This window comes from Capnocytophaga canis (assembly GCF_000827555.1).
GTDB classification, from domain to species: Bacteria; Bacteroidota; Bacteroidia; order Flavobacteriales; family Flavobacteriaceae; genus Capnocytophaga; species Capnocytophaga canis.
In genome coordinates, this window is record NZ_CDOI01000133.1 from 41,931 (window position 1) to 68,575 (window position 26,645).

General features: G+C 37.6%; 12 protein-coding genes. 9 read left to right on the plus strand and 3 right to left on the minus strand.

Annotated elements, in window-relative coordinates; all coding sequences use genetic code 11:
* Window positions 1-93 precede the first annotated feature (93 nt).
* A complete protein-coding gene (gene pheT, locus CCAND38_RS03915) occupies window positions 94-2,523 on the minus strand; it encodes a phenylalanine--tRNA ligase subunit beta (protein ID WP_042343963.1) in 2,430 nt (809 codons plus the stop codon).
* A gap of 562 nt (window positions 2,524-3,085) precedes the next feature.
* Here pheT and CCAND38_RS03920 point away from each other — a divergent pair.
* The 9 genes from CCAND38_RS03920 (at window position 3,086) to CCAND38_RS03960 (ending at window position 24,144) form a co-directional block, all read left to right on the plus strand.
* Window positions 3,086-15,250 (plus strand): T9SS type B sorting domain-containing protein, encoded by a 12,165-nt coding sequence (locus CCAND38_RS03920; RefSeq protein WP_156129760.1) that lies wholly within the window; start codon window positions 3,086-3,088, stop codon window positions 15,248-15,250.
* A 101-nt stretch (window positions 15,251-15,351) separates the two neighbouring features.
* A complete protein-coding gene (locus CCAND38_RS03925) occupies window positions 15,352-15,879 on the plus strand; it encodes an NUDIX hydrolase (RefSeq protein WP_042343965.1) in 528 nt (175 codons plus the stop codon).
* A gap of 161 nt (window positions 15,880-16,040) precedes the next feature.
* Window positions 16,041-16,937, plus strand: a complete 897-nt coding sequence (locus CCAND38_RS03930) for a dihydrodipicolinate synthase family protein (RefSeq protein ID WP_042343966.1) — start codon at window positions 16,041-16,043, stop codon at window positions 16,935-16,937.
* Between the two features lie 165 nt (window positions 16,938-17,102).
* Window positions 17,103-17,555, plus strand: a complete 453-nt coding sequence (locus CCAND38_RS03935; RefSeq protein ID WP_042343967.1) for a nuclear transport factor 2 family protein — start codon at window positions 17,103-17,105, stop codon at window positions 17,553-17,555.
* Window positions 17,556-17,599: 44 nt separating this feature from the next.
* Window positions 17,600-18,283, plus strand: coding sequence for a YiiX/YebB-like N1pC/P60 family cysteine hydrolase (locus tag CCAND38_RS03940; RefSeq protein WP_042343968.1), 684 nt, complete (start codon window positions 17,600-17,602; stop codon window positions 18,281-18,283).
* Between the two features lie 367 nt (window positions 18,284-18,650).
* Complete coding sequence (rpmH, locus tag CCAND38_RS03945) at window positions 18,651-18,809, plus strand: 50S ribosomal protein L34 (protein ID WP_002669412.1); 159 nt, start codon at window positions 18,651-18,653, stop codon at window positions 18,807-18,809.
* A gap of 94 nt (window positions 18,810-18,903) precedes the next feature.
* Window positions 18,904-21,756: a carbamoyl-phosphate synthase large subunit gene (carB, locus tag CCAND38_RS03950; protein ID WP_042343969.1), complete on the plus strand. Its 2,853-nt coding sequence runs from the start codon at window positions 18,904-18,906 to the stop codon at window positions 21,754-21,756.
* Between the two features lie 89 nt (window positions 21,757-21,845).
* Entirely contained in the window at window positions 21,846-22,961 is a 1,116-nt protein-coding gene (locus tag CCAND38_RS03955) for an SIR2 family protein (protein WP_042343970.1), read from the plus strand.
* Between the two features lie 442 nt (window positions 22,962-23,403).
* The gene (locus CCAND38_RS03960) at window positions 23,404-24,144 is read left to right on the plus strand and encodes a PQLLE family protein (protein ID WP_197066325.1); all 741 of its coding nucleotides are present in this window, start codon (window positions 23,404-23,406) and stop codon (window positions 24,142-24,144) included.
* A gap of 164 nt (window positions 24,145-24,308) precedes the next feature.
* Here the strand turns inward: CCAND38_RS03960 and CCAND38_RS03965 are convergent, their stop codons facing one another.
* The gene (locus tag CCAND38_RS03965; protein ID WP_042343971.1) at window positions 24,309-25,601 is read right to left on the minus strand and encodes an ABC transporter permease; all 1,293 of its coding nucleotides are present in this window, start codon (window positions 25,599-25,601) and stop codon (window positions 24,309-24,311) included.
* A gap of 46 nt (window positions 25,602-25,647) precedes the next feature.
* Window positions 25,648-26,601 carry an ABC transporter ATP-binding protein gene (locus tag CCAND38_RS03970; protein ID WP_042343972.1) on the minus strand — a complete coding sequence of 318 codons (954 nt, stop codon included), beginning with the start codon at window positions 26,599-26,601 and terminating at the stop codon, window positions 25,648-25,650.
* Window positions 26,602-26,645: the final 44 nt, after the last annotated feature.

The window sequence follows — 26,645 nt, forward strand, 5'->3', positions numbered from 1 at the left end:
AAAAGACATTTATAATCAAGATTTTATAAATATACTTTTGTTTAAAAACATTTTTTTTGACAGCTTCTATTTTTTTAGAACATTAATGAATTATTATGAGCGAACAGATGCCTGTAATTTTTCCTTGAAACGTTCTTGTAAATTGTGCATTACCTTTTCTATCTGTTTATCCGTGAGTGTTTTAAAATCATCTTGTAGGGTGAAACTAATTGCATAGCTTTTCTTGCCTGTAGGAAGTTTCTCGCCTTGGTATACATCAAACAGGCCTACATTTTTTAAGATGGATTTTTCGGTTTCAAATGCTATTCTATGAATGTCACTGAACGAAACAGCTTCATCAAGGAGTAATGCTAAGTCACGCCTTACTTCTGGGAATTTAGCAATTTCTTTGAATGTATTTTTCTGATTTTTAATGCTCTCAAGAACTATATCCCAGCAGATGTCGGCAAAAAAGATTTCTTGCTTGATACCAAATTTTTTCAATATTTTACCTTTAACAACGCCTATACTTCCAAGCAATTTTCCATTGATAATCCATTCAAATCCTTCTCGAATAAAGAGATTATTATCTAGAGGTTGCGTATGAATATTTTTTAGTTGCAATCGTTCAAAAACAGATTCAACAATTCCTTTCAAAAAGAAGAAATCTGTTTTCTGAGGAATAATGTTCCAATTTTCAGGAAGTTGATTACCTGTGATATAAACCATTAGGTGTTTATTTTCTACAAAATTATCACCTATTTTGTGATAACTTTTCCCAAATTCGAATAGTTTCAAATCGGAACGCTTTCGGTTAATGTTGTATTCAATAATCTCCAATCCAGAGGGTAGGAGATTTTTACGCATAAAATTTAAATCACTACTCAAAGGATTCAGAATTTTTACCACTTTTGTAAGATCTTCTTCAAAATCAGTAATTGTTTTTTCAGATACTAAGCTATTGGTCATTATCTCAGAAAACCCTTGTCCGGCAAGTTGGGAAGCTATTACATTTTGAACGTTGTGATCGTCAAATTTTGAAGCGTGTGACATTGAGGCATTAATTTTTTCTGAAAAATTAATGTTATTGTATCCATAGACACGCAAAATTTCCTCAATAACATCCGCTTCACGTTGTACATCTACACGATATGAAGGTACAACTAATCCTAAACCGCGCTCTGTAACTGAGTTGATTTTGATATCCAATGAATGTAATATACTTTTAATGGTGTCATTTGGAATGATTTGTCCAATAACTTTATGAACGCGTTCGAATGCTAAAAATACCTGAAAATCATCATGTTTTTTGGGGTATAAGTCGATAATATCCGATGAAATCTGTCCTCCTGCGACATTCTCAATTAAGATAGCAGCGTACATTAAAGCGTGTTTTACTTCGCTAATGTCTATTCCTCGTTCAAAGCGGAAAGAAGCATCGGAGTTGATAGCATGGCGTTTGGCGCTTTTTCGAACCGAAACAGGGTTAAAATAGGCACTTTCTAAAAAGATGTTGCGAGTGCTGCTGGTTACTCCAGAGTTGAGTCCACCCAAAACTCCTGCAATGCACAAAGGTTTTTCAGCATCACAAATCACCAGATCTTCCGCATCTAAGATTCGTTCAACACCATCTAAGGTTTTGAATTTTGTACCAGCTTCTGCCGTTTTTACGATAATTTTTTTCCCTACGATGTGATCTGCATCGAAAGCGTGTAACGGTTGTCCCAGTCCGTGGAGTACATAGTTGGTAATATCAACGATGTTGTTTTTAGGAGTAAGTCCGATGGCTTTCAGTTTGTTTTGCAACCACATGGGGGATTCGGCTACTTTTACGTTGCTGATAGTCAATCCCGTATATCGAGGTGCGAGTTCTTTGTTTTGAACATCTACATCAATTTTTGATAGTCGATTGTCAATGTGAAATTTTGTTACCGAAGGGGTTATCAACTCCAAAGAAGTACCTCTTTGTATCAATCCTGCACGTAAGTCACGCGCAACACCGTAGTGACTCATGGCGTCTGCACGATTTGGAGTTAATCCGATTTCAAAGACTTCATCGTTTTCTACTTCAAAAATTTCACTGCATAAGGTTCCAGGTTCGTACTTATCATCCAAAACCATGATTCCTTCGTGTCCTTCACCTAGTCCGAGTTCATCTTCGGCACAAATCATCCCGAAACTTTCTTCACCGCGTATTTTTCCTTTTTTGATTTCCCATAGGTTTCCGTCCTTATCAAAAAGTTTTGTTCCAATGGTCGCAACAGGTACCTTTTGCCCTTTAGCAACGTTTGGAGCTCCGCACACAATTTGCACGATGTTCCCCTGACCTATGTCTACTTTGGTAACTTTCAATCGGTCAGCGTTGGGATGTTGTTGGCACTCCAATACGTGTCCGACAACAACTCCTTTCAGTCCTCCTTTGATGCTTTCGAAAGATTCAATTCCTTCAACTTCAAGTCCTAAGTCGGTAAGTAAGGCTCCAGTTTGTTCTGAAGGTAAATCAATTTTGATGAATTTTTTAATCCAGTTGTACGAAATTTTCATAGTTTGATTACACTATATGTATGTATGATTTCAAGGTTGCAAAAATACAATTTTTACCGAAATATAATATTTTTATGTAGAAAAACTTTCTTAAAGAGTACTATACTATGCTGTACATAGTTCTTTTACATTTTAAAAGTCAGTCAAAAAGAGATTCTTACTCGGTGTTGTTTCAATGATTTATAAGTCCACATTTTGGAAAAGAGTCTTAAATTTTAGAGCGTTTAAAACTGTCAAGTTTTGTAAGAGTAGACAAGATGGCATCGTATTAGGATTAATTCTTTTTAGAAGTGTTTTTATTTTCGCAGAAAATAGAGTTCTGATGGAACTATTTTTATATTTAATTTCATACTAAAAAAGTTAAACAATGTTAAATAAACTCTCGTGAGCTCATATTTTTCATATTTCAACTGTTATTTTTTAGTTATAGAAATGTTATTCTTTTTTTTATTGGAAGGCATTTTTTTAATTTTGTCGCCTGTATACTTTATTTCCAACTTAGTGGGGAAAAAATCTTAATATAACAGTACTAACTGAAAAACTAACTAAAAACGAATACGTTATGAAAAAGTTGTTTATTTTCGTTTCGTTCATGATGCTAACAACCTCATGGATATATGCACAATGTGATTCAACTCATCCTATTAACAATTTCCAGCTTGTAACGGGTGATATTCAGTGTGAGAATCGAGGTCTCATAACATTGAATGCACCTCCAGTTTCAGCAGAACATCCTGCAGGGACGGAGTTTAGTGTTTACTGGATAAAACCAGGAGCAACTTCAGCTTCATTACGAGGTACCGTTCTTGCTGGACAATCCATGACCATTCCCAATTTGGCAGCAGGGACTTATACTTTCACATTGGAAAACGATGTAAATATGTCCTGTGAAAAGCCTGTAACAATCAATGATCTGTATCCTCCTTTTGAGATAAAGACCCTTTATGCTTTTCCTGCAACCATTCGTAGAGATCCTGTGACCAATGCCAATGTTGATGAGGGAAACGGAATTATTGTCATTGGACTTAAACGATTTACTGTGGGACAATCAAAGTTTCAGGTTCGTGTCGTATCAGCTGATACGGGGGCTGTGATAGTTAATGATAGAACTTTCTCGTCTGCAACTGCAGACCCACTATTTTTTGTCCACCCTGAACCGGGAAAACGCATTTCGCATGCTGATCATCCAAATGTGAGTGTTTTTATTAGAGAGATTCCGCCAGGAGCTTCTGATGATGATTGTCGAAATTATCCTTCACACCCACAGCAAATACCTATTCCAGAATCGGTTCATTTACCGGGAACTTATTCCTTAACTTTATCCGACTTGACGTTGAGTTTACATACTCAGGCAAGGACGATAGCAGGAGTTTCAGTGCCACAACCTACAGGCAAATTCAACTTAAGAATCCCATTACGGAGAGGTGTTGATGGTAAGTCTGTTATGGCAGGTTTTATAGGAGGGCACGCTAATCTTGATATTCCTAGGAATCATTTCAAAGGATTAGGGACTTCTAATGCAAAAGCTACTGTTCAAATCTTGAATCGAACAGTACCTATAGCGGATATTACATCAAGTTTCAATGGAGATGCTTACTCATATAATGGTGCTGATTTTCAAGAAAACGATCAGGTTCAAATTGTTGTTGATGATGGTTTAGGAAATATAGTTACTAATACGTTTACATTGACAGGCTTACATGATGTACATAATGAAACACCTACGCAAGGATTGGGTTTCTCACATAATATTTCCCCCTCTACTCCCGTTTGCCCTGGAGCACCTCTTTTTTTGCAAATTAGAACGCACCTATCAAGATCAGAGAGATTTATGCCTGTTCAAGAAGGAGGAACTCTAAAAATTAATTACAATTGGTATTTATCTAATTTGGAAGATATTTGGAATGCGACCTCTTCGACCTCTTCGTTGACATATCAGTATAAAGTTTACAAAGAAACCGCACCAAATTCGTATGGACCACCATTGACCCAAGGGACTGACTATACAATAGTGGATTATCGAACCATTGACGTACATCCCTCTGGAGCAGGTAGATATAAGATTCGTATGGAGTTTTTAAAATCCAATGGAACTGTTGTTTCTGCATTTGAACGAACTACAAATATAAATTATTTACCAACTCCGACAGATCGTTTTGCATTGATGTTTAACACTTTGCAGTCCAACTATGGAATCGCTGAAGGAACGACATCGTTTCGCATTATTAAAAGAAACGAGCTTATGTATGAAGACCCAGCCAATCCAGGGGTTTCAACAGTAACGATCTCCTTAGGTCGAGCAGATGGACAGCCTTCCGTCTCCTTTGAAACAAGGCTTCCTTTTGGACAAACCAAAACAGAAACTATTATTTTTCCGATAACAGCCACAGTAACACCTACCTACATGGGAGATCTTAATCATCATATAGGATTTGGAGACTTGCCTCCTGGGAACTATATCTTGACTATCAAGGATGCTTGTGGTAGTGCCTCAAAAACAATTACATTGGGAAATGAAATAAGATATGGAGTAACAGAAGCCGAGCGACCTTTCTATAAATTAGTACCACGATGTGGGTACTACGATTTGGAGTTTACGCATGATGCATTACATGCTAATTTCCCTGGTTTTACTCAAAGAATGTTCACAGGGTTGGTGGGAACTTATGTTGATTATTCAACAGTCCAACTTAAACGGATTCAAGGAAGAAATGGGGTGTTCACAGGATTGAAGCCTGGAGAAACATATAAAATATACACCCATGAGTTTGGTGGATATACGATTCATGATAACCTTTCTGTGGCAACAACCGTTCCATGGACATTGTTATCTACTTTTACAAATGAGATAGGACCAGGAAAGCCACATTCTGTTTATTATATGAATCGACATAGCTCTAACGGTAGTCCAGATTTGTTACGCTATTTCACAGAAATCCAAGTTCCTTCACAAACTATGGATCCTGTGGTTACGTCCATTGCTTGCGGTTCGGACGGAACATCTATGATTTTGGTGGATCTTCCGCATGATACTAATGTTGGGATCGTTGGGGATGTTACTTATGTACTGAAAAGTGTTTCGGGAACTACTGAAGCAGAGGTGGCAAGCGTAACGATGACGGGTGGACAACGAAACTACGAATTTAAAAACCTACCCGATGGAACCTATAAAGTATACGTAAAAGATGAGTGTATAGCGGGATCCCCTGTTGTTAGTGTACAGGAGATAGCCGATTCGAGTGTATTTCCAACTCCTCATATTATCAATTATGACCATCCCAATGGATTATGTCCAGGGGAAACGACTCAAATGCGATTGAGAGGAGTTTCAATAAATTCCTTTGATGCGGAGTGGTACAGAATCAATCCTGATGGTTCAAAAGTGATGGTAGCAACTAATACCCAAACTTTTGGGGAGGCAGTGTATACCAATACCACCTATGAGGTAAGAGTAAAGTTGAAAGACCGATTTGGATGTGCAACAAACGTTTGGCTAACGGCTACCTCCACATCAGTACTTGCTATTGATACGGGAGTGCCGTCAGTTACGTATTTCCCAGCTGATTTGGTTGACTATCCAAGTATAGGGGGGTGTGATGTTATGGTAACTTGGAATGAACCGAAAGTAACGGATGAAAATGTTCGTTGTGGAGTGCAACTGACTGTTACTTCCACAGTTTCAATTGATACCAATTTCAATGGAGGAAAGCAACATCAAGGAAGATTCGGTGTTGGGGTGCATTCTGTGGTATATACATTTACCGATGCTTTCGGAAATGCCGTTTCACGAACCTTGATTGTAACGATCCAAGATCCTAAGATGGAAATGCAATTAACGGAAGGGTATTCATTGAATTCATTGCAAGTAGAAAATGAATTTTATTATATCGTAAAATATAGAAATACAGGAATTGTAACCCTAACATCGGCAACTTTGGAAGTGCAATTGCCTTCTAATGCTAACGTACAACCTGATTTAAGTAAACAAATAGACTTTACAAATTCGGGAGTTTCTAATGTTACATATACCTATGATTCAGTAGCTAAGAAATATACCTTTACCTATCCCTCTGCAGCATTACCCTCTACAGGAGGTCACGAGGAAAGAAGCATAGGAATACCGTTAAAAATAGTAGGTGGATATGGTTTGGCTCAGCAACCATGTATGAACCAAGTAAATATAATCCCTACAATGGTTTACACCGGAGGAGTCGCAGGTTGTACGCTTCGTACCCAAACAGCTACAATACAGACATCAACCGTAGTAGAAATTAAAACTAACGAAAACAAACGTACTGAGATTTATTGTGTAGGCAACCCAATGACGTTGAGTGTGACACCAGGTTTTGATGAGTACAAGTGGTTCCTCAATGGAACGCCTATAGGAACCAATACAAGTACATTTGTTGCGACTACTCAAGGGGAATATCGCGTTGAAAAATATAAATTTGACTGTGGAGTCGCTACAATAGTAAGCTATGAAATTATAGACTACCATGAACCAGGAAGTTCTGCTGACCCAATTAAGGCATTGGCAGGAAATGTGGGTGTGACTTGTCGAAATGACAATAGAACGTGGACAAGCCATTTCTATCTATGCGGTGGTACATCTAAAACGATAGCGGTCAATTTTGTAAATTCAACCTTGACATGGGAGAAATTAAACCCATCAGCCAGTGGATTGAATTGTCAGCCACGTCACGAAACTTGTCCAGTGGTTATTGACGGATGTTGGGAAGAAGTGAGTAACAATACAAATACTTTCACTCTTTCACAAGGAGGACGCTATCGATTGAAAGTAGCAGGGGCAAATTGTTACGACTTCTATTATTTTGATGTGTTTGATAGTAATACTCCTGCTGCTACCGTAACTCACGGAGATGAAACGGGATATGTGGATGGATATATAAATATCAACATGTCTACACAAGGAGTTAATTATAACTATACGTATAAAAATCTTACTACAGGAGCCACAGGAGCGATGACCACCAATACTACACAGTACCGCTTTACAGGTCTGAAAGCGGGAACGTATGTAGTGGAAGTAACTTCTTCTGAGGCTTTATTATCATGTCTTGCATATACGCAAACTATAACTATACAAAAGAATACAAATTTAAAATTCACTGCGGAATTTGTTGAATGGGAAAGTTGTAACCGAGCGAAAATTAAATTTAAAGGTGAAGGCGGTAATCCTCCGTATCAATTTGCTGTATGGTCGGTAGATGGCGAGGTACTTGCTCCAGGAGGTTCTCACATGAATATTCCAGATTCAGAATGGGTAGGCAACCAAGGTGAGTTTGATGCTCACTATGAAGGGTTAATGAATCTTACTCGTATTGGTAGCTATGTATTTGTGATGAGACATCAACAAAATGGAGAACGAGCATTTTCAGCTCCAATTAACATACTACCTGTAGGAGTACACAGCGTTACTTTTGCTGTTACCGATTTGGATTGTGCAACGGCAACAGGAACAGGGGAAATTCAATTAGTATTCGAAAATTCGGCTGTTCAGCGTGAGGTTAGTTTGTACAAATTAGATGATACAGGAGCCAGAATATTACCTGCACGTTATCAAGGAAGTAATCTTTCTTTATTTACTAATTTGGAGGTAGGAAATTATGAAGTAGCTTACACAGCACAGGTAGCTTCACAAACGTGTAGTTTTGTAAAAAGACCTATAAGTATCAACCCTCCAGCCAATCCGTTACGTGCCTTTGTCGGTGTAACTAAAGATAAAACTTGCGATACTAACGGGAAATATACCGTTTCGGTAAATAATGTAATTGGAGGTTCTGGTTCTTATCAGTACGATTTTGGTACAGGATACCAAAATCAGCCGACAGCTCAAGTGGACGGGAATGTCACTGTAAAAATTAAAGATCTTTCACTTTCAGGTTGTGAGTTGACAATACCTGTAACGATGCAATCGCCACAAGCACCAACGGTGAATGTTTCTACACCTACCTATGATTGTGTTGGCTTTGGGACTGTGTCAGTTACAGCTATTGCACCACCAGGGCAGACCCATTCCTATACATATAGTGTTAATACAACTACGGGAGCTGTACAAGCGTCGGTATTTACATTATCACCAGGGGCTCACACTATTTACGTACATTACAAACCAACAGGAATTACTCCAAATATATTGTTCAAGGAAGACTTTGGTGTAGGTAATGATGTTTGTGGTAGTGATTTAGGGTATCCTACAGGGGCAAACGCTATCAATGATTTGGTTTGCGAACAAAATGTAGCTGTGGGAGCGGGTAAATATGCCATTACTAAACAAGCACATCCTGTAGGAACTTGGGTTGTTCCAAGCGATGCACAAGGAGTCAATAACGGACGTTATATGGTAGTCCAAGCATCGGTACAAAATGCTGTAGTATTCAGAAAACATATCAAAAATGTGGTGCCTAATGAACCGTTACGAGTTTCTGTGCGTCACTTTAATATGCTTACAACAGCAACTCCTCAGTTCAATGTTGAGTTGGTACCAGTAGGCGCATCATCGGGTATTTCCAAACAAATTATAGTAACGAGCACTGGAACACCTACTTGGGTACAATCATCGGCAGATTTCACAGATGTGGAAGTAACACAAAGTGAGTATATTGTTCTAATCAAAAATGTCCCTGGTAACGGTGTTGTTGCGTTGGATGCTATAGGGATTGAGCAAGATATTAAACTTTGCGATACTACAGAGTCTGTTCCTGTAGTTATAGAAGATGGTAAAAAATTAGAATTAGAGGTATTAGGAACTACTGCTGTAAGTTGTCACGGAGGTAATGATGGAAGTCTACGCATATTTGTACATAATCCACCAACGAACGTTGAGTATTCAACTGATAATGGAGTTACGTGGACACCTACAATTTTAGCTGGTGGAATTTTTACCGTAACCAATTTAGAGGCAACTCAAAGTAGAACAATCTATGTTAGAGATATTGATAAAAAAGTTTGTAAGGTAGAAACAACCTACGTCATCACACAACCTGAGGCTCCTCTTTCATTAAAAGTGGTAGAGCCTATTAATCCAGTGCGTTGTGATGCAGGAAACATAGCATCAATTACCTTTGAAGCAATTGGTGGTAACTCAGAGTATACACAATTTACGTACCAAAGCACGACCATGCCTACACCACAAGTTGTAGGAGTTTACAACGGTCGCTATTCACAGCCTATGCCTTTATCACCTGGCGTTTATACTATTACGGTTACCGATGTGAAAGGTTGTTCAACAGAGACTTCATTTGAGGTAGAGAAAAAAGAAATTGAATTTGAGGTAGTTTACAATCCTTGTCATGATGGTAATGGAACAGATGTTACGGTTAATATTTTAAATGGTAACGGAGGATATGTTGTAAATCGTTCTGGTGAAACAACTTGGCATGCCGTTTCAAATCGCGTACATACGTTTGAAGGTTTGCAGGTAGGAACTTACACCATTACATTAAATGATAACTCAGGATGTAAAACAAGTACTGTAGTCAATATTTACCCGCCATTGACTTTGACCGTTTCGCAAACATCAGTGATTTCTTGCTTGGGTTCGCCTAATTCAACCTTTGTACTAACTGCCAATGGAGGAGTGCCTGGTGATAGAACTTTTATTATCTACACCACAGACCGAGCTAATGTATACACCGAAGTAACTACTGTGGGGTCAACCTATACGTTTACTTCAACCGATTTTGGAGTCACTTATCTATTTGATGTACAATACACTGAAAAAGGACATACATGTAGTTATCAACATTCACAACCTTTCAGAGTAGCTTCAAAACCTGCATTCAATGCTACACCGTTATTTAATGTCAAAGGAGCTTACTGTGCAGATAACGGATATATCAATACGTCCGTTCCTGATATAGTGAATCAATCGACAGGAGTAGCACCGTTTAATGTTGAGGTATACGCCAACGATGGAACTGATAATCCAACAGGAGCCGCGCTCAATAATCCAATAGCTTTGGCTGCGGGTAACTATGTGGTTGTTATTACCGATGCACGAGGTTGTAAAGCTACGCGACCAGTAACCGTTCCTTCATTACCTAAGGCAACCGTAGTAACGGTAACAACAACGCCGATTGCCTGTGGAGTGTTGGCTCAAGCAAATATTGAAATCTCAGCAGGAGGTAATGCGAATAGTAATTTTTCATTGATTGTAAAAACAGCTTCGGGAACGGTGTATAGTACAACAAACATACTCTCAAGTCAGTTGCCAAGAACTATTACAGTGTCAAATTTACATTATGATGAGTATGAAGTTATCTTACAAGATATGACTTCGCCATCCTGTCAAGATATACAGACATTCAAAACAGGATTAGCCCCCGATGCCATTGTGACAGCTTCTACAACAGTTGTAGGATGTACTCCAAATTCAGGAGAACTTATTGTACAGTCATACCGAGCGGGAACAGGATTAACACATACTGGAAATTATGTAGCCATCTATAAGACTACTATAGATGTGAATGATCCTACCTCTCCAGGTTGGTACCAGTTCAATCCTCCAGTAGCTACAACTTTGCCAACTACTGGGCAAGCAGGAGAAAAGTTGGAGCATACATTTACAGGGTTAATTCCAGGAGCGTGGTACGAATTTATAATTGCAGCTCAAACCCCTTCAGGGGCTTGTACGTTACGCGGAGGAGCTACGATTCCTGTGCCTACGAGTTCAACCTTGTCTATGACTACAACGAAAGGAACCATAGCTTGTTCAGGAACATCAAGTGGAACTATTTTCTTTACTTTGAAAGATTGGAAGTCGTCTACTACTGGTATTACTTGGCAGGTCTATACCTACCCTGATTATGACCCTGTAGCAGGAGTAGGAATGTCAGGAAATATAACTGTAGGTAGCTCAATGACTTCAGTAAGTGGCAACGTAAATGGATTAGCACCAGGACGCTATGTGATTGTTTTTGAAGAGAATAATGGAGGTTGCGTTAATGCAACTCCACCTATTGCTATTCCAGGGCCGGAGCCATTGGTAGTACATCAAGTAAGCATAACAAAAGAGCATGTGTACTGTACAACAGATATTGGAGATCAGGCGGAAATCACGGTAGATAGAGTTTCAGGAGGAGTAGCAGACTATTTGTTCTTGGTGCAACCAACTTCATTTACTACACCTCCAGCGGTGGGTGATTTTACAAATCCTCGGTCAGGACAGTTTGTTTCTGCTTTAGGTTCTCAAAAAATTATCGTATCAACATCAGGAACGTATGATTTGTATGTGAAAGATTCTGGAGATTGTATTGTTAAATACCAAGGTCCAAGTTTAACGATTAAGTATGCACCACAACCAAAAATCAATAGCGTTCAAGTGCAAGTTTGTCAGGCAATTAATAACCAATATAATGTACGTTTGAATGTAACCCAAAGTCAATCGTCCTTAATCCACTTCTATAAGTTAGAACCAGGAGGATTAACACCAGTACAACAACAATATCCGTATAACGTTATTTTGTTGGAAGGATTAAATCCTGGAGTTTATACCTTGACATATTCAAATATCAGAGGTTGTGAAACATCAACGACCTTTGAGGTGAAACCTCCTGTACAGGCAGGAAATGCTAACGTAACCCGAGCATTAACCTGTTCAACGACATCCCCAGCAGAAGTCGTTATACCAAATATTACTGGAGGTACAGGTACTTACACCTACGAAGTGGTTCGTGTGGAAAGTGATGGTTCAAAAAATCAAATCATACCACAAACCACAACCACAGCCACTACCGTAACCGTAACGATTAATATGGAAGGAAATTACGAGTTTTGGTTGATGGATTCCGATATGGTGACGATGGGATGTAATTCTGATGCTATCAAACGACCGTTTGTTATAGAACCTAAGAAGTTTCCACAAGTTGTCAATGGCTCGTTGAAGGTGACAAATACCTCTTGTGGTTCTGCATCTGAAGGAAGTATCGAACTGATGGCCACCCCAATTGATATTGCTCCTATGACCTTCACTATCATTTCGATGAGAGATTTGGGAACAGGAGTAACGACCGCCACCAGCATACCACCTACATCTGTTGTGTCGAATCAAGCACGATTCACAGGTTTGTTAGGTTCAGAGGCAGGAATTGTTTATGAAATAAAAATTGAAGGAACTAACGGATGTAGTGTTACTAATAATGAGGCAATTATTAAATCACCACCACTGTTGCAAGTAGGAGCAACTGCATTGACCCCTCAGCAATTCACTTGTTCAACAAGTACAGCGTTGATAGCCTCGTTGCAGTTTGATGCTACTCAAATCACGGGAGGAGTTCCACCGTACACGTGGCAGTTTATTGATAGAACTACCAATACGGTCATAGGTGAAAATTCGAATAGTGTTTCGTTATCCGATGTTAATGGAGGTACGTATTACGTACGTGTGAAAGATAGCTCAGGAGGTTGTGCAACAGATACAACAGATGTTACCATAAATCCTGCCTTTACATTAGCAAATATGACAGTAGCAACGGTAACTCCAATGACTTGTGCTGTGGACGAAACCATAGCAGTTAGTGTTGAAGCAACGCCAATCTACATACCAGGAACGGAAATTAGGTTTACCGTAAAAAGATTGAGTGATGGATTCGTAACCAGCGCAGTGTACTCATCAACCATTGCTACAACTCACATTACTCATACCTTGCCAACTACTTTGGATACAGGAGACTATGAAATAACAGCCGAAAATATGGCTACAAGTTGTGGTAGAGCTAAAGCTACACATAAAGTAGCTGATTTGACTAATAAGTATGATATTACGATGTCTAATCAGAAGCAACCAACCTGCTATCAAGGTAATGATGGAGAGATAACCCTTACCGTTGTAGATAGAAAACCCGCTATAGGAGGAGATACATCTGCAAGTGGATTCACTTACACTGTTACCTATTCCGTTAATGGTGCTACAACCACAGGAACCATTGTTGCGGGAAGTTCATCTATAACACTTACAGGATTAAAAGAAGGAAGGTATAGTATTGAAATACAGTCTTTTGTAAATAGTTGTAAAGCAACTAGTTCATTCGTAGTACCTGTTTCGGCAGAGCAAATAAGCGTAAATGCTTATCCAGCACCAATTCCACAAGTGAGTTGTTTGAATGATAAAGGAAATATTATGGTAGAGGTAACAGGAGGACAAGCTCCGTATGAGGTTACTTTGAGTTCGTTGGCGACAACATTCACAAAAACAGTAAACAGAAATCGCGTATTATTTGATAATTTAGAGGTAGGTGTTTACTCAGTTACGGTAAGAGATGCTTTGGGCTGTATGGATTTTATAGGAACTGCAACCGCTGAGTTGGTAACTCCAGATCCGTTGACAGCATCTATCACCGTTGAAGACGTACATTGCAAGGACGAAGCTAATGGGAAAATTACCATCTCCAACATACAAGGAGGATCAGGCTCAACAGTATTCCTATTTGAGTTAGATAACGGAACAACTCCTGCAATAGAGCAATCAACCCCTGTGTTTGAGAATTTGAAAGCAGGAATTTATACCTTGAAAATTACGGATGGTATGGGATGTTGGACACAAACAACAGTTGAGGTTTGGGAACCTAACTATCTATATGCAGCAGTAGACGTATCAGGTTCTGATAGATTAATTTGTTACGGAGAAGCTGACGCAAGGGTAGCTATTACAGCTCAAGGAGGTGTACAACCCTATAAAATGGATGTGTATAGCAAGGATGGACGACGTGTAACACCAGTTTCGTACGTTTCAGGAGTACCTGCTGACCCACGTATAGCCAGTCCAGTAAGTATCGTAACCGATCCAATATTGGAAGCAGGTGAATATTATGTAACAATCATAGACGTCAACGGCTGTTCAACACAAACAGTTAAATTTACGGTTGAAGAATTCCCGAATATAGAACCACGTGAGGTATATCAAGAAAAATCTTGTGATGAAAACGTATTTACGGACGCTATTAAAGTGCGATTCCCTACACCTATTGATTTAACAAATGTGACCTATGAGTTGAAAACACAAGCAGGTGCCATTACCTCTGGAACATTGTCAAGAACTACTGATGTGACTACCATAGGTTACATCCATGACTATGACAGAACCAGTGAAACGCAGACACTAAAGGTAATCTACACCTATACTCATTCCGATGGCTCACAAACTGAACAATGCGAACAAGTCTATGTTGTGACTGATATTGAAGACATTCAAGCATTAACCGTTACTCGAGTTACTAATTTAGGATTGAATACCATTGAGGTGAAAACCACGGGCGGAGTAGAACCATATACATACTATTTCAATGGTAGAGAACAAGGATCGAATCCAGTGTATATTATGAAAATAAATGACCCTGGACGAGTAGACCCAGATTCTAGACAGATAATCAAAGAAGTAGATGTACAAGTGGTCGATGCGTTAGGCTGTACACGTACTTTAACCATTGAGGAAGTATATCACGATATCCGAGTACCTAATTTCTTTACTCCAGACGGAGATGGTATTAATGATACTTGGAAGCCTATTAATATAGAAAACTATCCAAAAGCGGTGATTTATATTTTCGACCGAAACGGAAGAAAAATAACAACTTTGACACCTATGGACTCATGGGATGGTATTTACGATAAAAAGCACATGCCATCAGGAGATTATTGGTATATCTTAGAATTCAATACGTTAGAAGATACACGTAAATTCTACGGAAACTTTACTTTGTATCGATAGTTTCCATGTACAGTAGAAGGGGTTGGTTCAAAGACTAATCCCTTTTACTGTTTTTATACAAGAATAATTTTTTTTTCTGAATTTATACCATATTAAAAACATTGAAAATGATATTTAAACATTGTCCGAACTGCACATCAACCAACGTGGAATTTCCAAATAACGTACGTTTTTTTTGTCACGACTGTCAGTTCACCTACTTTCATAATATAGCAGCAGCCGTGGCAGTTCTATTTACGTACGAACAAAAAATATTATTCACAGTCCGAAATGTTGACCCTGACAAAGGAAAATTAGATCTTCCAGGAGGGTTTATCGATCCTAAAGAAAATGCAGAGGAGGCGGCTTGTCGCGAAATAAAAGAAGAGTTAGGGATAGACGTTCTGCCATCGCAATTAAAGTACATAGGAACACATCCAAATGATTATCTTTACAAAAATGTTCCTTACAGAACCATAGACATATTTTTTGAATGTCCACTAACCAATTCACAAGTGTCGGTAGCGGCAACCGATGAGATCGAAGCTCTCCGTTGGTTGTCAGTCCATACAATCAACTTTGATGAAATAGGATTTGTTTCCATTCGTAATATGGTAAGGAAATATTGTCAAGACCTATTTTCCAAATAAAAGATTATTTATCTATTGATTTACAATGTTTTGTGTCGAAATGATAAGTATTTCTTATCTATCATAACATTTTTTTATACGAAACAAAATGAAAAAAAACAACTTTTCTTTTGAATTTCAAAAAAAAGTTATAACTTTGTCCTATGTAATACATATATGAGATGAATAGTTTAATCGCTGCGACGTATGCTCCTATGGATTCGAAAGGGGCAGTATCAACAAAGATTGTTCCTAAGTATGCTGATTTTTTAAAGAGAAACGGAGTTTCTGGTATTTTCGCTAATGGCTCCACAGGTGATTTTGCTTCTCTTTCAGTGGAAGAACGCAAAGAAATTATAGAGGCTTGGGCAGAACAAAAGTCGCCAGATTTTTTCATCACTAACCATGTTGGGGATATCAGTTTGAATCATGCAGTTGATTTGGCGAAACATTCAGCGGATAAAGTAGATGCTATAGCTACTTTGGCTCCTTTCTACTTTAAACCTAACTTAGAAAAATTAGTTACTTACTGCAAAACCATAGCTGAGGCTGCTCCAAATATTCCATTTTATTATTATCACATACCAGATCTCACAGGAGCTAATTTTGATATGTGTCAGTTTATGGAAAAGGCAAAACAGGAGATACCTAACTTTGCAGGGTTAAAATTTACTCAGAATAATATGATTCATTTTACTCAAGCAAAGTTGTGTAACAATCAGGAATTTAATGTTCTTTTTGGGGTAGATGAAGCTTTTTTAGCAAGTTTACCATTAGGTGCAACAGGTTGGGTAGGAAGTACTTATAATCATTTGGCTAAGTTGTATTTAACAATTAAAGAACTTTTTGAAAAAGGTAATTATCAGGAGGCTGCTGATTTACAACATAAGGCAATTGAGTTCGTTAATATTGTTGCTTCTTACGGAGGGTTTAATGGTGGAGGAAAGAGTTTTATGAGATTATTAGGTGTTGATTGTGGAGTAGCAAGATATCCTCACACGACGCTTACCGATGCCCAATTAAAAGAAATAGAATCGAAATTAGAGAAATTGGGTATAACGAGCTACCTATCAAAATAAGATATAAAATTAATTTTTTCATAATTTTTATTTTTAAGTTTTCTTTTTTATTATTTTAAAAAACGATTGATGTGAATCAATCGTTTTTTTTTGTAAAATTATTTTTGGAATCTTAGCTGTTTATTACTACCTTTGCGTAGTTAAATTATTAAAAATAAAAAAACAATGAGAAAAGTATTTTTTATTGCGACGCTATTTGTAGCGTTTTTAGTGACCTCTTGTTCAAATAATTCACCCAAATCGGTAGCTGAAAAATTTTTAACTTCTATGGAAAATTCTGATTTTGAAGAAGCTAAAAAATATGCTGACGATTCGATGCAACAGATGTTAGGTATGTTAAGTGGAATGGGAAAAGAACTTCCCAAAGGAAATGAGAAAAAGAAAGTAACAATAACTAAGGTTGAAGAAGATGGTGATAATGCCAAAGCGTTCTATAAAGTCGAGGGTGAAGAGGAAGAAAAAAGTATAGACCTTAAAAAGGTAGATGGTAAATGGAAAGTTACGTTCAACAAAGAAAATTCAAATAAGGAAAATATGCCAAATATGGATGACGTTGAATTAGGAGAAAGTTCTTTAGAAGAAGTTAATGAAGAAGTACAGGAAGCTGTAGGTCAATAGATTAAATTATTGATAACTAGTGTTTTATTTAGATAAATCCCAAGATGAAGAACATATCCGTTAAGATAGTGATTTATTTTGGGATTTTTTTGTTATTTCTTTTAGGAGGGTTTCATCTGTTTTTTTGGGTGGATCGAAAACAGGAAGTCAAACTTGTGAAACGAAACAGACAAGTGGCACGACTAACTCGCCAAGACATAGCTAAGATCAAAGAAGGAGATATTATTCTCCGCAGAGGCTATGGTTTTTTTAGTGATTTGATTGCTGAGCGCTTGAATGATTCTGTCTATGATGTTACTCATTCAGGAATTTTGTACCTAAAAGACAATGAATGGTGGGTAATTCATTCTCTTTCGGCAGATGCCAGTGATACAGATGGAATGCAAGAGCAACCACTACGCGAATTTTTGACCTATTCCATGCCTGAAAAGATGATGATTGTCCGTACGAAAAATACTTCTGAAGTACAGGGCAAGAAAATAGTGGAACGGGCAAAATATTATTTAGCTAAACGAGTGCCTTTCGATAGGGTAGGGGAGATCGACGAACCTTCAAAAATGTATTGCACCGAAATGATTTGGCAAATTTTGGACGTAGATCTAAAACTAATCGTATTACCCAAAAATCCAGAAGAGCGTAAACGTGTATTTTATTCTATGGTAGGGATGTATGACCCAACATATTTTGATATAATTATTAATAAATATCCTGTCAACAGTGCTGATTAGCTATTCATAGTTGAGAATAGGATATATGTGTTGTCAAGTATAAGACTATATAATTTTCCTTAATCTGTTGCTTTGTAGGGAGTGTATTTTTTAAGTATTTAAATAATCGACAATTATATTTAAACTATAGTTATGACTTTAGAAATCTGATAATGAGTTAGATAAAAGAAGTAAAGTTATTTTTTCTTTTTAAATTTTAAGAGTTAGGAAATGAATGTTCAGGTGTTAGATATCTGTATTTTCTATTTTTTTTTGTTTTTCAATTTATAAAATTTGTCAATTCAAAAAAAAGTACTACCTTTGCCCCACTTATTAGGTAGAGAAAAATAGTTTTTATTTAAAATAAGATTTTTAAAGATTTAGGACAATGAAAAGAACATTTCAACCATCAAAAAGAAAGAGAAGAAATAAACACGGTTTCAGAGAGCGTATGGCTACTGCAAACGGAAGAAAAGTGTTAGCAAGAAGAAGAGCTAAAGGAAGAAAAAAATTAACAGTTTCTTCAGAACCAAGACATAAAAAATAAGTCGATGGTTGATTTTTATAATATATAAAGGTGTTATCTTTTTTAGGTAACACCTTTTTTTAAAATTTTAAAAAATAATACTTATCTGAATATTATGCCAAAGCGTAAAGATTTAAATTGTGTATTGTTAATTGGTTCAGGACCAATCATTATCGGACAAGCTTGTGAGTTTGACTATTCGGGTTCGCAGTCGTTGCGTTCGCTACGTGAGGACGGCATCGAAACGGTGCTTATCAACAGCAATCCTGCTACCATTATGACTGACCCTTCAATGGCTGACCACGTTTATTTGAAGCCTTTGACTACCAAATCCATAGTTGAAATTCTGAAAAAACATCCCAATATTGATGCCGTTTTGCCTACAATGGGAGGGCAAACTGCCTTAAATCTTTGCATTGAAGCCGCTGAAAAAGGAATTTGGAAAGATTTTGGTGTGGAAATCATCGGGGTGGATATCGATGCCATCCAAATTACCGAAGACCGAGAGAAATTCCGTGTGCTTTTGGACAAAATTGGCATTCCGATGGCTCCGTCCGAAACGGCAAATTCCTTCCTTCGAGGAAAAGAAATCGCTCAGAAATTCGGTTTTCCTTTGGTGATTCGTCCGTCGTTTACATTGGGCGGAACAGGAGCTTCTGTGGTGTACAAAAAGGAGGATTTCGACACGCTTCTCACACGCGGTTTGGAGGCTTCTCCCATTCACGAAGTGTTGATTGACAAGGCGTTAATGGGTTGGAAAGAATACGAATTGGAACTTCTTCGTGATAAAAACGACAATGTGGTAATTATCTGTACCATTGAAAATATGGATCCAATGGGTATCCACACGGGCGACTCCATTACCGTTGCTCCTGCGATGACGCTTTCCGACAGAACGTTCCAACGTATGCGTGATATGGCAATCAAAATGATGCGAAGCATCGGCGATTTTGCGGGAGGTTGCAACGTACAATTTGCCGTTTCTCCTGACGAAAAAGAAGATATTATCGCCATAGAAATCAATCCGCGTGTGTCACGTTCTTCGGCTTTGGCTTCCAAAGCGACAGGCTATCCGATTGCCAAAATTGCAACAAAATTGGCTATCGGTTATAACTTGGACGAACTTTCTAACCAAATCACTAAGTCCACTTCAGCACTTTTTGAACCTACGTTGGATTATGTTATCGTAAAAATTCCGCGTTGGAACTTTGATAAATTTGAAGGTTCAGACCGCACTATCGGTCTGCAAATGAAATCGGTAGGAGAAGTAATGGGTATCGGTCGCTCGTTCCAAGAGGCGCTTCATAAAGCTACGCAATCACTTGAAATCAAACGCAATGGATTGGGAGCAGATGGCAAAGGATACAAAAATTATGAGCAAATCATCGACAAACTTACCAACCCAAGTTGGGATAGAGTCTTTGTGATTTACGACGCCATCGCGATGGGCATTTCGCTTTCGAGAATTCACGAAATCACTAAGATAGATATGTGGTTCTTGAAACAATACGAAGAACTATACAGCATTGAGAAAGAAATTTCAACCTATAAAATAGAAACACTTCCGAAAGATTTACTATTGGAAGCCAAACAAAAAGGCTTTGCCGACCGCCAAATCGCCCATATGTTGGGATGTTGGGAAAGTGAAGTCTATAAAAAACGTGAAGAATTGGGTATCAACCGCGTATATAAGTTGGTAGATACGTGTGCTGCCGAGTTTAAAGCACAAACACCGTATTATTACTCTACGTTTGAAGCTCCAATTCGTGATGCGAACGGCAATCTTTTCACAGCGAACGATAGTATCGTTTCCGACCGCAAAAAAGTAGTTGTGTTAGGCTCAGGCCCCAACCGTATCGGGCAGGGAATTGAGTTCGATTACTGTTGTGTTCACGGAGTGCTTTCGGCTGCCGAGTGCGGTTATGAAACCATTATGATTAACTGCAACCCTGAAACGGTTTCTACGGATTTTGACACGGCAGACAAGCTCTACTTTGAGCCTGTTTTTTGGGAACATATTTACGACATTATTCGTCACGAAAAACCCGAAGGTGTTATCGTTCAGTTGGGTGGGCAAACCGCTTTGAAATTGGCTGAAAAACTTCATAAATATGGCATTAAAATCATCGGAACAAGTTTTGACGCGTTGGATTTGGCAGAAGACCGAGGGCGTTTTTCTACTTTATTGAAAGAATTGGGCATTCCGTATCCGAAATTTGGTGTTGCCGAAACTGCCGACGAAGCCTTAAAGTTAGCCGATGAGTTGGACTTCCCGCTTTTGGTACGTCCGTCGTACGTGTTGGGTGGACAAGGAATGAAAATCGTTATCAACAAGCACGAATTGGAAGAACACGTGGTGGATTTGCTTCGTAAAATTCCGAATAATAAACTTTTGCTCGACCATTATTTAGATGGAGCTATCGAAGCCGAAGCCGATGCTATTTGCGATGGCGAAAACGTGTACATCATCGGAATTATGGAACACATCGAGCCGTGTGGGGTGCATTCGGGGGATAGTAACGCCACACTGCCGCCGTTTAACATCGGTGAGTTTGTGATGCAACAAATCAAAGACCATACGCACAAAATAGCGAAAGCCTTGAACACGGTGGGACTGATAAACATTCAGTTTGCCATTAAGGACGACACGGTGTACATCATCGAAGCCAACCCGAGGGCGTCGCGTACCGTTCCGTTTATCGCCAAAGCCTACGGGGAGCCGTACGTGAACTACGCTACCAAAGTGATGCTCGGTGAGAAGAAAGTAACCGACTTTAACTTCCAACCGAAATTGGACGGATTTGCTATCAAACAACCTGTGTTTTCGTTTAACAAGTTCCCGAACGTGGATAAGCGTTTAGGACCCGAAATGAAATCTACCGGCGAGAGCATTCTTTTCATAGACGACCTCAAAGACGACCAATTCTATGAACTCTATGCAAGAAGGAAAATGTATCTGTCCAAATAGGCAATAGGAATTAGCAAATAGAAAATAGTAAGGGCGAATTATAATTCGCCCTTTTTGATAAAAATAATCAAAATAAGTTTACAGAAATAATGGGGAAAACAACTTATATTTTAGGAGCTGGCTTTTCGATAGAAGCGGGTGCTCCGTCGCAAGAAAAATTGATTGGAGAAATATTCGATACATATAAAGAGAAGTCGGATTTTTTTAATAAATCGTTGTTTGATAAGTTTGATAAGTTTCTGACTAATACATTGGGTATTTCAGAGGAAGAAAAAACGAAAGTCCCTTTGGAAGATATTTTTACGCCTATTGATCGTGCTATCCTTGATAATATTGTTTTCAGAGATTTATCTGTTGATAAGTTGCGAGATGTTAGAGGAGCGATGCAATACGTAATTTCTAGAACATTCGATCTTATTTTGACAGATTGTAATAAGGACTATATTGAGGATTTCGCTAGGTTTATTGTAGAAAGATGTTCCAAACGAGCAAATGGTAAATACAAGAATAACCCTAACCTCGATAGCGTTGCTATTTTAAGTACAAACTGGGATATATTGTTAGATAATTCTATAAAGGATGTATTAGAACATAGCCATACAGAACCCAAGGGGGTTGTTGATTACTGTTGTTATATCAGTTCTTATGAAGAAAATGATAATTCAATTAAACCTGGTTTGGAAGTTTTAGGAGAAGGAGGATTTAATGTTAAGTTATTAAAGTTACACGGGTCACTAAACTGGCTTCAATGTCCAAGATGCCAAAGATTGTATGTGGCATTCAATCAAAAAATTGCAATAAACGAAAATCCTGAGCTTTGTCGGCATTGTGAGAAGAATTTTGGTGATGGAGATTCTCACAAGTTGATTTCAAACTTGATAATGCCTACTTTCTTAAAAGATTTATCCAATCCTCAGTATAAAATAATTTGGCAAAATGCAGGTATAGAACTTTCAGAATCCGATCATATCGTTTTTATTGGTTATTCATTACCATTTGCCGATTTTGAGATGAGACAATTGTTATCAAGAATGGTACGAAAAGACGCTGAAATTACAGTAGTTGGTTATAGAAGCAAGGATTCAAAAGAAGTTGAAGATATGAAATCACGTTATAAAATTTTCTTTGGTAATAGGGATATCAAATTTCGTTTGGAGGGAGCAAAAGCTTATATTAGCTCAATAGTTAATAACCCAAAGTCATAGAAATTATACTTATATTGATTTTCACAGACGCCCCCACGGCGTCTTTTGTTTTTAACAGCATTTTAATACTAATCCGCTGAATTTTTACCACTTACGGCACGGATATTGCTGCGTATATCATAAGAACTCCCTGCAAGTGATGAGTATTTACCCACAGGATTTTGATAATTTCTGTACAGAAAAGCATTCTAACAGCAGAGAAGTAAGGTTTGACCTACATTATATAAGTTCTGACCCATAAGAAATCAATATTTACCAACAGGAAATGAATTCTGACTAACAAGAAATCAATCTTGACCAACAATAAATGGATTCTGACTGATAGGAAATGAATTTTGACTGACAAGAAATGGATTCTGACCGGTAAAAATCCATTTCCTGCAAGTAAAAATCTATAAAATCAATAGAAAATTAAAAGTTTAACACCAAAAACACAATTATTATGAACGAGAATTTACATCAGAACGAACAAAACTTGAATCAGAATGACCAAAATCTGAATCAGAATGAGCAAACATCAACTCCAAAGAAGCGAAACGTACATATTTCAATGGAGGAATGGATTCAGCGAATGCGATTGGCGTTTTCTAACGGGAAATTGCCTAACATTCAGGAGCAGATGGGGCTGTTGGGCTATACTACCGAAAAACTTGATGAGCTTTTAACAAAAGTGGTGCGTTTGGAAGAGTTACACCAAATCCAAAAGACGGAATACGCCGAGCAATATGCCGAAACAGAGAAATTCGACCAAAAGTTTTCCGAAATCAATGATTTGTATACCAAGCATTTGGCTTTCTGTAAAATCCTTTTTAAGGGCGATACGTTAGCAGGTGCTTCGCTCGACTTTGCAGGGAAACGCAAAACGGCATATAGCGATTGGTTGGTGCAAGTGGGGAACTTCTATTCGCAATTGCTTAAAAACCCATCGTTTTTAACTAAGTTGCAGTCTATCAACATCAAAGAAGAAGATTTGAAAGCGGTACAAAATAAACTCACAGAAGTCATCGCCCTGAAAGAAAGTCAGAAAAAAGAAACCGCCGAGGCTCAAAAAGCCACCGAAGTTCGCGACAAATTCTTCGATGAGCTTTACCCGCAGTACAGTGAGTTTGTGGCTTACGCCAAAGTTGTGTTTGCTCATAGTCAGGAGCTTGAGGCTTTGGGCATTGTGACCAAAAAAGCATAAGAAATTGAAATATTATCGGTAAGGACGTCCGTTGGGGCGTCTTTACTTTTTTTATGTTCGTAGTGGATTGAAATATGTTTGATTTTTATTTCTTTGTACTTTTCAATCAAAAATGTCTATTAAGCCAAAAAGTCAGATGTTAATGACTTTTAGTACAATCGCATTTAATATTTTAACCACTTTAAAATTTCTTTGTACGTAGGTTTCTTGCCGTACATTAGTATACCAATACGGTAAATTTTGGCAGCAATTCCGATAAAAAGGAAGAAAGTAGCATACAGAATTACAACTGAAATTAGTAATTCCCACCACGAGACTCCAAAGGGAACTCGCATCAGCATGACTACAGGCGAGGTCAAGGGAATATACGAAAACACAACTGAAACAGTGCCATGAGGTTCTTCGATAACACTGAAAAATCCGATGTAAACTGCTAAAATCAAGGGGATAAGGACAGGCATCAGGAACTGTTGCGTGTCCGTTTCGTTATCCACCATAGCTCCTATGGTAGCATAAATAGAACTGTACAGAAGATATCCTCCGATGAAATATAATAGGAAAGCTCCAAACATTTCCATAAACGGAAATTGGAAAAATGCAACCAGAATTTCGGAAGTAATTCTATCCATTCCCGATTTAGTCATCACAATTTCGTTGGTTGATGATGGACTGATGCCTAAAAAATTTGTTGTAATAGTCATCAAAAGTCCACCGAAAACCATCCAGATTAAAAACTGTGTAAGTCCCGCTAATGAAGTGCCAAAAATTTTCCCTAACATCAATTCAAAGGGTTTTACAGAAGAGATGATAATTTCTACAATCCGATTGCTTTTCTCTTCGATGACGCTTCGCATAATCATATTTCCATAGATGATAATAAACATAAAAATCAAATATCCTGCGATGCCTCCGATAGCGATTTTGATGATACTACTCAGTTCAGAACTTTTTTCTCCACTGAAATTTGATAAAGAAATGTGTATGCTTTCACGAGCATTGTCGATTTCATTTTTGTTCATTCCTTTGTCAGTTAGATTTAATTCAAAAAGAGCATCCTCTAATGTGTTTGATAATTGATTAAGAAGGGTAATATTTGGAGTTTCTTCACTGAAAAATTCGATGTTTTCTTTCCATTTAGGTGTTGTTTTTGAGGGGATATGCAGTAATCCGTATGAATTTTCAGTTAAAACATTTAATTTTGCATCCGAAAGAGTTATGTTTTCAAGAAAAGTATACTTTATTGTTTCAGAATCTTTGAAACTGTCCATAAAAAAACCACTTTCATCTAAAATAGTGATTTTTTTTACGTTACTTGTGCTATTGATTGTTGTTAGATATCCTATCAAAGTTCCAAAAACCACCACTATTAGTGGACTTACAAATGTCATTATGATGAATGATTTATTGCGTATTTTATTGAGATATTCTCGTTTGGTAATAATTCCTATGTGTTTCATTAGATATTTCTACGTTTAATTTTTTGTGTGCAGTGATACATTTGTACTAATCAGAGTTTGGTGTTGATATTCTCGCTTCTCTTTCTTTGATGGATTTAATGAAAATCTCATCCATAGAGGGTATAGATTCAACAAAATGAGTTACTTCAGCTTTTGTTTGTAAGAAATGTAGTAACTCTCCTGTGGATTGTTCGTCCTTCTTGTGTATATTGATTTTCAAGTCGTCGTATAAGCTCTTAAAATTAGCTTCTGAAACGGAAAAATATTGTTTTAAGTCTTCTAAAATGGCTTTTTTTCGATTTTCATCGATTTTTAAACCAACTTCATATGTGTTATTTTTGAATTTTCGCTTTACATCAATTAATTTTCCTTCCAAAATCTTTTCTGATTTATTAATCAATGCGATGTGATCACATATTTCTTCTACAGACTCCATACGATGAGTGGAAAAAATGATAGTTGCTCCTTTTTCACGTAGATATAGGATTTCGTCTTTGATAATATTTGCATTGATAGGGTCGAATCCACTGAAAGGCTCATCAAAAATCAGTAATTTTGGCTCGTGAAGTACGGTAACCATAAATTGTATTTTCTGAGCCATTCCTTTAGAGAGTTCTTGTACTTTTTTATTCCACCAATCACCGATATTTAGCCGATCAAACCAAAATTTAAGTCTCTGTTTAGCTTCTATTTTTGATAAACCTTTAAGTTGAGCTAAATACATCACTTGTTCGCCTACTTTCATTGTTTTGTAAAGCCCTCGTTCTTCGGGTAAATATCCAATTTGGTATATGTGTTTATTTTGTAGCGGTTCACCATCGAAAAAAACTTTTCCCGAATCTGGGAATGTAATTTGATTAAGGATTCGAATCAAGGATGTTTTACCTGCCCCATTTGGGCCTAATAACCCAAAAATGCTCCCTTTTGGAACATGTAGTGAAACATCATTTAATGCTATGTGCGAACCGTAGGTTTTACAAATATTTTCTGTAATAATCATATATATCGGCTATTTTCAGTATTTTTTTTAGTGTTTTATGAGTT

What these genes read in the sequence shown, in the direction of transcription:
- CCAND38_RS03930 (WP_042343966.1), top strand. Translation starts at nt 16,041, where the DNA reads ATGAATAGTTTAATCGCTGCGACGTATGCTCCTATGGATTCGAAAGGG.
- CCAND38_RS03965 (WP_042343971.1), bottom strand. Translation starts at nt 25,601, where the DNA reads ATGAAACACATAGGAATTATTACCAAACGAGAATATCTCAATAAAATA.
- carB (WP_042343969.1), top strand. Translation starts at nt 18,904, where the DNA reads ATGCCAAAGCGTAAAGATTTAAATTGTGTATTGTTAATTGGTTCAGGA.
- rpmH (WP_002669412.1), top strand. Translation starts at nt 18,651, where the DNA reads ATGAAAAGAACATTTCAACCATCAAAAAGAAAGAGAAGAAATAAACAC.
- pheT (WP_042343963.1), bottom strand. Translation starts at nt 2,523, where the DNA reads ATGAAAATTTCGTACAACTGGATTAAAAAATTCATCAAAATTGATTTA.
- CCAND38_RS03935 (WP_042343967.1), top strand. Translation starts at nt 17,103, where the DNA reads ATGAGAAAAGTATTTTTTATTGCGACGCTATTTGTAGCGTTTTTAGTG.
- CCAND38_RS03960 (WP_197066325.1), top strand. Translation starts at nt 23,404, where the DNA reads ATGAACGAGAATTTACATCAGAACGAACAAAACTTGAATCAGAATGAC.
- CCAND38_RS03940 (WP_042343968.1), top strand. Translation starts at nt 17,600, where the DNA reads ATGAAGAACATATCCGTTAAGATAGTGATTTATTTTGGGATTTTTTTG.
- CCAND38_RS03970 (WP_042343972.1), bottom strand. Translation starts at nt 26,601, where the DNA reads ATGATTATTACAGAAAATATTTGTAAAACCTACGGTTCGCACATAGCA.
- CCAND38_RS03955 (WP_042343970.1), top strand. Translation starts at nt 21,846, where the DNA reads ATGGGGAAAACAACTTATATTTTAGGAGCTGGCTTTTCGATAGAAGCG.
- CCAND38_RS03920 (WP_156129760.1), top strand. Translation starts at nt 3,086, where the DNA reads ATGAAAAAGTTGTTTATTTTCGTTTCGTTCATGATGCTAACAACCTCA.